This is a genomic window from Azospirillum sp. (assembly GCF_035627195.1).
Taxonomy (GTDB): Bacteria; Pseudomonadota; Alphaproteobacteria; order Azospirillales; family Azospirillaceae; genus Azospirillum.
Genome location: NZ_DASPMG010000248.1, coordinates 1 through 8,433 on the forward strand (window position 1 = coordinate 1; position 8,433 = coordinate 8,433).

At 72.1% G+C, this 8,433-nt stretch carries 5 protein-coding genes and 1 pseudogene; 4 read left to right on the forward strand and 2 right to left on the reverse strand.

Annotation, left to right across the window (positions count from 1 at the left end; all coding sequences use genetic code 11):
* Together VED21_RS22400 and VED21_RS22405 are read right to left on the reverse strand one after the other, a co-directional pair.
* Nucleotides 1-1,295 (reverse strand): aldehyde dehydrogenase family protein (locus VED21_RS22400; RefSeq protein ID WP_324886195.1); only part of this gene is annotated, 1,295 nt, incomplete at its 3' end.
* Nucleotides 1,296-1,410: 115 nt separating this feature from the next.
* The gene (locus VED21_RS22405) at nt 1,411-4,200 is read right to left on the reverse strand and encodes a PAS domain S-box protein (RefSeq protein WP_324886197.1); all 2,790 of its coding nucleotides are present in this window, start codon (nt 4,198-4,200) and stop codon (nt 1,411-1,413) included.
* Nucleotides 4,201-4,366: 166 nt separating this feature from the next.
* Here VED21_RS22405 and VED21_RS22410 point away from each other — a divergent pair, with 166 nt between their 5' ends.
* The 4 genes and pseudogenes from VED21_RS22410 to VED21_RS22425 all read left to right on the forward strand — a co-directional run.
* Nucleotides 4,367-5,653 carry an acetylornithine deacetylase/succinyl-diaminopimelate desuccinylase family protein gene (locus tag VED21_RS22410; protein WP_324886199.1) on the forward strand — a complete coding sequence of 429 codons (1,287 nt, stop codon included), beginning with the start codon at nt 4,367-4,369 and terminating at the stop codon, nt 5,651-5,653.
* Nucleotides 5,650-6,666, forward strand: coding sequence for a P1 family peptidase (locus VED21_RS22415; RefSeq protein ID WP_324886201.1), 1,017 nt, complete (start codon nt 5,650-5,652; stop codon nt 6,664-6,666). The genes VED21_RS22410 and VED21_RS22415 overlap by 4 nt, the downstream gene beginning before the upstream one ends.
* On the forward strand, nt 6,663-8,141 hold the full coding sequence (locus VED21_RS22420; RefSeq protein WP_324886203.1) for an ABC transporter substrate-binding protein: 1,479 nt from the start codon (nt 6,663-6,665) through the stop codon (nt 8,139-8,141). The genes VED21_RS22415 and VED21_RS22420 overlap by 4 nt, the downstream gene beginning before the upstream one ends.
* 127 nt (nt 8,142-8,268) lie before the next feature.
* Nucleotides 8,269-8,433 (forward strand): annotated as a pseudogene (locus VED21_RS22425) (ABC transporter permease); the annotation flags it as partial.

An 8,433-nucleotide genomic window follows, 5' to 3' on the forward strand; every position in this document is an offset into this window, starting at 1 on the left:
GCCAGGAACCGCTCCGCCTCGCGCAGGTCGGTGGTGAAGATGCAGGACGACAGGCCCTGCGGCACGTCGTTCTGGATCGCGATCGCCGCGTCCAGGTCGCCCGCGTAGCGCAGCACGTAGAGGATCGGCGCGAAGGTCTCGTGCCGCACCACGTCGGTCTGATCCTGCATCTCGGCGATGGCCGGGCGGACGTAGAAGGCGTCGGGCCACGCGTCGGCCAGCACGCGCCCGCCGCCCGTGACCGTGCCGCCGTCGGCCCGCGCGGCCTCCAGCGCCTTCTGCATGCCGTCGAACGAATCGCGGTCGATCAGCGGGCCGAGCAGGTTGCCGGTCTCCAGCGGGTTGCCGATGGTGACCTGCCCATAGGCGTCCTTCAGGCGCGGGACCAGCGTGTCATAGACGCTTTCGTGCACGATCAGGCGGCGCAGCGTGGTGCAGCGCTGCCCGGCGGTGCCGACGGCGGCGAACAGGACGGCGCGCACCGCGAGGTCGAGGTCGGCCGACGGCGCCACGATCATGGCGTTGTTGCCGCCCAGCTCCAGGATCGAGCGGCCGAAGCGCGCGGCGACGCGCGGCCCCACGGCGCGGCCCATGCGGGTGGAGCCGGTGGCGCTGACCAGGGCCACGCGCGGGTCGTCCACCATGCGCTCGCCGATCGAACGGTCGCCGACGATGACCTGCGACAGGCCGTCCGGCGCGGAACCGAAGCGGGCGGCGGCGCGCTCGAAGATGCGCTGGCAGGCGAGTGCGGTGAGCGGCGTCTTCTCCGACGGCTTCCACACGACGGGATCGCCGCAGACGATGGCCAGCGCGAAGTTCCACGACCACACGGCGACCGGGAAGTTGAAGGCGCTGATCACGCCGCACACGCCCAGCGGATGCCACGTCTCGCGCATCGCATGCCCCGGCCGCTCCGACGCGATGGTCAGGCCGTAGAGCTGGCGCGACAGGCCGACCGCGAAGTCGCAGATGTCGATCATCTCCTGCACCTCGCCATAGCCTTCCTGCAGCGACTTGCCGCATTCCAGCGTGACGAGACGGCCCAGCGCCTGCTTCTCCGCGCGCAACTCCTCGCCCAGCAGGCGGATCAGCTCGCCGCGCTTGGGAGCCGGGACCGAGCGCCACTCCAGGAAGGCGGCGTGCGCGCGGGCGATCTTGGCGTCCACCGCGTCGGGGGTGTCGGAGGCGACGCGCCCCAGCAGCCGGCCGTCGATGGGCGAATGGACGGCGATGTCGCCGTCCCGCAGCGCCGCGGTGTCGAGCAGGTGGGCGACGCCATGCTCTTCGAGGATCATCGGTGTGGTCTCCCTGGCCGCGCTGCGTTGGTGCGCGCGGCGTCTGGTTGTCGTTGTGGGAAAATATAGGGATGCGGGGGCTCTTGAAACCCTCTCCCGCCCCGGGAGAGAGTTCTTACCGCCGCCAGCCTTCCAGCGCGCGCAGGGTGTCGGCGACGGCGCGGGCGAGGCGGGCGAGGTCGGCGTCCGCGTGGGTGGCGGCGGCGGCGCGCTCCACCGCGCACAGGCCGAAGTTGCCGGCGAGGCCCCGCAGGGCGTGCACGGCGCGGCGCATGCCTTCGCCGTCGCCACGGCCGGCGGCGGTGCCGGCGAGGTCGAGCTGGCGGGTCAGCTCGGCGCGCACGTTGTCCAGCATGGCGTTCAGGTCCGCGTCGCCCAGGGTGGCGGCGATGGCCAGCAGGCGGGGCCGGTCGATGCCGTCCTCGCCGGCACCGCTCCGCGTGTCCTCGACCGGTGGCGGCGGCGGTGGCGCGGCGTGGCTCTGGCCCAGCGTCACCAGGGGGATCAGGGCGCGCAGCCGGTCCCAGTCCACCGGCTTGGTCAGCAGGTCGGTCAGGCCGGCGGCCATGTAGCGCTGGCGGTTCTCCGGGGCCGCGTCGGCGGTCAGCGCCACCACGGGCACGGTGCAGCGCGGCGGCGGCAGGGCGCGGATGCGGCGCGTCGCCTCCACCCCGTCCAGGCCGGGCATCTGCATGTCCATGAGCACGAGGTCGAACGCCTCGCCGGCCATGGCCGTCACGGCGTCGGCACCGTCGGGCACCGCGACCACCGTGTGGCCCATCCGCCCCAGCATGGCGGCGATCAGGTCGCGGCTGACCGGGTTGTCCTCGGCCAGCAGGATGCGGTGGCCGCCGGCCGGCGTTTCGACAGCAAGTACCGGGGCGGGCGGCGGCGGGGCCTGCGGCACCGGGCCGTCGGCGGCCGCCACGCGCACGGTGAACCACACGGTGGTGCCGGCCCCCGGCGCGCTGGTCAGGCCGATCTCGCCGCCCATCGCCTGGACGAGGCGGCGGCAGATCGCCAGCCCCAGCCCGGTGCCGCCGTAGCGCCGCGCGATGGAGGTGTCGCCCTGCTCGAACGGGCGGAACAGCAGCGCCTGCATGCCGGCGTCCATGCCGATGCCGGTGTCCTGCACCTCGAACCGCAGCACCGCGTGCGCGCCGTCGCGGCGGTGGGCGGCCAGCCGCATCTCCACCCGGCCGCGCCCGGTGAACTTCAGCGCGTTGCCGACGAGGTTGGCGAGCACCTGGCGCAGCCGCGTCGGGTCGCCCACCACGCCCAGGGGCGCGTCGGCGGGGATGGAGCGCTTGAGCAGGATGTCCTTCTCCGACGCCTGGACGGAGAACAGGCGCACCACGTCGTCCATGACGTCCTGCACGCTGAAGCCGACCTCCTCCAGGTGCAGGCCGCCGGCCTCGATCTTCGAGAAGTCGAGAATGTCGTTGAGCAGCCGCAGCAGCGACGCGGCGGAGCCGCGCAGCGTGCGCACCCAATCCGCCTGCTGCGCGGCCAGCGGCGAGGTCAGCAGCAGGTCGATCATCCCCATGATGCCGGTCATCGGCGTGCGCAGCTCGTGGCTCATCACCGCCAGGAAGCGGGACTTCGCCTCGTTGGCGGCCTCGGCCTTGGCGCGCAGGGCCTCGGCCTCCTGCCGGGCGCGCTCCAGGTCGCGGGCGAGAATGGCGAGCTTGGCCGCCTGATGCTCCAGCGCGACGCGGCCGCGCTCCAGCTCCTCGCGGGTGCGCACCTCCTCGGTGATGTCGGTGCCGACGCCGCGGTAGCCCTGGAACGCGCCGTCGTGCGCGAACACCGGGGTGCCGGAGATGCGGAAGATGCGCGTTCCGCCGTCGGAGCGGCGGTGCGTGTAGACGAAGTCGCGGAAGGGGCGGTGGTTCTCCAGGTCGTCCAGGTGCGCCTTCCAGAAATCCCGGTCCTCGGCGTTGGCGGCGATGTCCGTGCGCCGTTTGCCCAACCCCTCCTCCGGCAGGGTGCCGGTGACGCGGGTCAGCCGCTCCGAGAAGTAGGAGAAGCGCAGGTCCGGCCCCATCTCCCAGAACCAGTCGGAGGCGGCGTTGGCGTAGTCGCGGAACCGCTCCATGGCGGTCGCCAGCTCGCGCTCGGCGCGCTTGCGGTCGGTGATGTCCTGCAGCACTCCGAACACGGCGGTGACCGTGCCGTCCGGCCCCACCTCCACCTGGCTGCGGCAGGCGACGTCGCGCAGCTCGCCGTCGGCGCGGACGATGCGCAGCTCGTAGCCGTAGGGGCGCCGGTCGCGGATCGCGGCCTCGATGCAGCGCACCACCCGGCCGCGGTCGTCGGGGTGGTAGGTGGCGATGGTGTTCTCGCGCGTCGGCACGTGCGCCGTGGGGTCGAGGCCGCGGATGCGGTACATCTCCTCCGACCAGGTGAGCGTCTCGTCCGGGATCGACAGGCGCCAGTGGCCGACGTGCGCCATCTGCTCGGCCAGCCGCAGCAGGCGGGCCTGCTCCTTGGCCTCGGCTTCCGTGCGGCGGCGCTCGGTCACGTCGTTCATGATCCAGATTTCGCCGCGCTCGGAGGCGTAGGCGGTGAACTCGATGGCGCGCTCCTCGCCGTCCTTGCGGCGCAGCCGCATCTCGCGCGGGACCGGGAAGCCGGAGGCGCGGTCGGCCAGGTACAGCGCCTGCATGACGGCGACGCGGTCGCCGTACAGCGCCTTGCCCCAGGCCTCGAACGTCGTCAGCTCGTCGCGCCGGTAGCCGGTGATCGACTCGGCGGCGCGGTTCAGCGTGAGGACGCCGTCCTGCACGTGCACCGCCCCCACCGGCAGGTGGTCGACGAGGTGCGCCAGCCGCGCCTCCGCCCCGCGGACGGCCTGTTCGGCGTCCGGCCGGGGATCGGGAGGGGTGGCGCCGCCGTGGGCCATGCGTCGGGAACCTTATTTGTCACACCGATGGATCAGAGGCTAACGCGACTGGTAATACCGAAACCTTAACGGAACACGGTTTCACGACGCCCCGCTTGCCGCCGGGCTGCGGCTGAGCGACACTCGTTCGCGGCGCGGCCCGGCAAGAGGCTGGCGGGGAGGCACGATGACGCAGAGCATGAGCGATCGCCTGTTGCGGCTGATCGGCGAGCGCACCGACGAGCTGGTCGAACTGACCCGCGACCTGATCCGCATTCCCACCGTCAACCCGCCCGGCGACGCCTACACCGACTGCGCCGAGTTGATCGGCCGCCGTCTCGCCGCCAGGGGCTTCCAGGTGGAATACGTGCGCGCCGAAGGCGTGCGCGGCGACAGCGACAAATACCCGCGCACCAACGTCATCGCCCGCATCGAGGGGCGGGGGCCGGGCAAGTGCGTGCACTTCAACGGCCACACCGACGTGGTGCCGGCGGGCAAGAACTGGACCGTCGATCCCTTCGGCGGCGAGGTGCGCGACGGCAAGGTCTACGGCCGCGGGGCCTGCGACATGAAGGGCGGCATCGCCGCCTCCATCATCGCGGTGGAGGCGATCCTGGCGTCGGGCGTCCCCTTCGACGGCGCGCTGGAGATCTCCGGCACGGTGGACGAGGAATCGGGCGGATACGGCGGCGTCGGCTACATGGCGCAGAAGGGGTATTTCTCGAAGCCCCGCGTCGACCACGTGATCATCCCGGAGCCGCTGAACGTCGACCGTGTGTGCATCGGCCACCGCGGCGTCTGGTGGGCGGAGATCGAGACCAAGGGCCGCGTCGCGCACGGTTCCATGCCCTTCCTCGGCAACTGCGCGGTGCGCCACATGGGCGCCGTGCTGCACCGGATCGAGGAGGAGCTGATCCCGCGCCTGGCGTCCAAGCGCACCACCATGCCCGTGGTGCCGGAGGGGGCGCGGCAGTCCACCATCAACATCAACTCCCTGCACGGCGGCCAGCGCGAGGACCGCGACGGCTGGCCCAGCCCCATGGTCCCCGATTCCTGCCGCATGGTCATCGACCGCCGCTACCTGATCGAGGAGGACCCGGAGGAGGTGAAGGGCGAGATCACCGCCATCCTGGAGGATCTGCGCCGCACGCGCCCCGGCTTCGACTATGAGATGCGCGAGGTGCTGGCCTTCCTGCCCACCATGACCGACGCCGACGCGCCGGTGGTGCGCGCGGTGGAGGCGGCGATCGAGGCGGTGCTGGGCCGCAAGGCGCAGCAGGTGGTGTCGCCCGGCACCTACGACCAGAAGCACATCGTGCGCATCGGCAACCTGCGGGACTGCATCGCCTACGGCCCCGGCATCCTCGACCTCGCCCACCAGCCGGACGAGTATGTGGGGATCGCCGACATGGTGCATTCGGCGCAGGTGATGGCCATGGCGGCGCTGGACCTGCTGGGGGCGACGAAGGAATGAGGGTCGGGCCGCGCAACCGGATCACCGACGTGCCCGGCCTGTCGGTCGGCAACGCCGGGGACATGGCCGCGCGAAGCGGCGTCACCGTCGTGCTGCCGGACGAACCGGCGACGGCCGCCGTCGCCGTGCTGGGTGGTGCTCCGGGCACGCGGGAGACGGACGCGCTCGACCCCTCCTGCCTCGTGGACGCGGTGCACGGGGTGGTGCTGTCCGGCGGTTCGGCCTTCGGCCTCGCGGCGGCGGACGGGCTGATGACGTGGCTTGCCAGCCGCGGGCGCGGCTTTCGCGTCGGGCCGGCCATCGTGCCGGTGGTGCCGGCGGCCATCTGCTTCGACTTCCTGGCCGGCGGCGAGCGCGACTGGGGGCACGAGCCGCCGTACCGCGACCTTGCCCGCGCGGCGGCGGACGCGGCGGGGGCGGACTTCGCGCTGGGCAACGCGGGCGCCGGTCTGGGTGCGAAGTGCGGCACGCTGAAGGGCGGGCTGGGCAGCGCGTCGGTGGTGCTGGACGACGGCACCGCGGTGGGGGCGCTGGTGGTGGTGAACGCCTTCGGCTCCGCCGTCCTGCCCGGCACGAACACCTTCTGGGCCTGGGCGCTGGAGCAGGACGGGGAAGTGGGCGGGCAGACGCCGCCCGTCCGGCCGCTCGGCCCCGAGGAGCTGGACTACAGCTTCGACCTGCCGGTGGGCGCCAACACCACCATCGCCGTGGTCGCCACCGACGCCGCCCTGACCAAGGCGCAGGCGGCCCGCGTGGCGCTGATGGCGCACGACGGGATGGGCCGCGCGCTGCGCCCGGTGCACACGCCGCTCGACGGCGACAGCGTCTTCGCGCTCGCCACCGGAAAGCGGCCGCTGGCCGACCCGGTGGGCGGGCTGGCGCGCATCGGCATGGCCGCGGCGGATTGCCTGTCGCGCGCCATCATGCGCGGCGTGTACGAGGCGGAGGCGCTGGGCCCCTGGCCCGCTTACCGCGACCTTCACAAGACCGAACGGGGAGAGAGACGATCATGAGAGCAGCGCTGACCGCGGTGGCCGCCGCCGCCCTCACCGCCATGGCCGGCACGCCGGCCTTGGCCGCCAAGGACACGGTCGTGCTCGGCATGGTGCTGGAGCCGCCGCACCTCGACCCTACCGCCGGCGCCGCCGCGGCCATCGACGAGGTGACCTACCACAACGTCTTCGAAGGGCTGACGCGCATCGACCGCACCGGCGCGGTGCAGCCGGCGCTGGCCGAGACATGGACGGTGTCGCCGGACGGGCTGACCTACAGCTTCACCCTGCGCAAGGCGGCGTTCCACGACGGCACGGCCTTCGACTGCGCGGCCGTCAAGTTCTCGTACGAGCGGGCGACGGCGGCGGACAGCGTCAACGCGCAGAAGCGCCTGTTCGAGCCGATCGCGTCGGTCGCCTGTCCCGATTCGGGCACGGCGGTGGTGACGCTGAAGCGGCCCACCGGCAGCTTCCTGTTCGACATGGGCTGGGGCGACGCGGTGATGGTGGCGCCGAACTCGGCCGCCAACAACAAGACCGCCCCCGTCGGCACCGGCCCGTTCAAGCTGAAGCGCTGGGCCAAGGGCGACCGGATCGAACTGGAGCGCAATGAGGCCTATTGGGGACCCAAGGTGGCGCTGAAGGCGGCGACCTTCCGCTTCATCGCCGATCCGGCCGCCGCGACCGCCGCCGTGCTGTCCGGCGACGTGGACGGCTTCCCGCAGTTCGGTGCGGCCGAGAGCATCGCGCAGTTCCGCGCCGACCCGCGCTTCGCCGTCGTCATCGGTCAGACGGAGGGCGAGACGATCCTGGCGCTGAACAACGCGAAGAAGCCCTTCGACGACCCGCGCGTGCGCCGCGCGCTGGCGCACGCCGTCGACCGCAAGGCGATCGTCGACGGTGCCATGTCGGGCTTCGGCACGGTCATCGGCACCCACTTCTCGCCGACGCACCCGGCCTATGTGGACTTGGCCGGCACCTACCCGCACGACCCGGCCAAGGCCAAGGCGCTGCTGGCGGAGGCCGGGGTGGCGCCGGGCACCAAGGTGACGCTGAAGCTGCCGCCGCCCCCCTACGCCCGCCGCTCGGGCGAGATCATCGCCGCACAGCTGGCGAAGGTGGGCGTGACGGCTGAGATCGTTCCCATGGAATGGGCGCAGTGGCTGGAGCAGGTGTTCCGCGGCTCCGACTTCGACATGACCATCGTGGCGCACACGGAGCCGATGGACATCGAGATCTACGCCCGCGACAAGTACTACTTCAACTATCAGGACGCGGCGTTCAAGGACCTGTACAAGCAGTGGCAGGCGACGCTGGACCCGGCCCAGGGCAAGGAGCTGCTGGCCGCCATGCAGCGCAAGCTGACGGCGGACGAGCCGAACGTCTTCCTTTTCCAGCTGCCCAAGCTGGGCGTGTGGAACGCCAAGCTGAAGGGCCTGTGGGAGAACTTCCCGACCCAGGCCTACGACCTGACCGAGGTGTCGTGGGCGAATTGATGGGAAGAGGCGTAGGTTGGGTTGAGCCGCAGGCGAAAACCCAACGTCCTTGCCACGGCGGGAACGTTGGGTTTTCGCTGACGCTCAACCCAACCTACGGACGATGGCTGGGGGAGGGGGCTAAATCATGACCCTCTTCCTGCTGCGCCGGACGGCGGCGCTGGTGGTGACGCTGCTGGTGGCGACGCTGGTGGTGTTCGTCGTGCTGGAGGTGCTGCCGGGCGACCCGGCCGCCGTCATGCTCGGCACCGGCGCCAGCGAGGAGACGCTGGCGGCGCTGCGCGCCCAGATG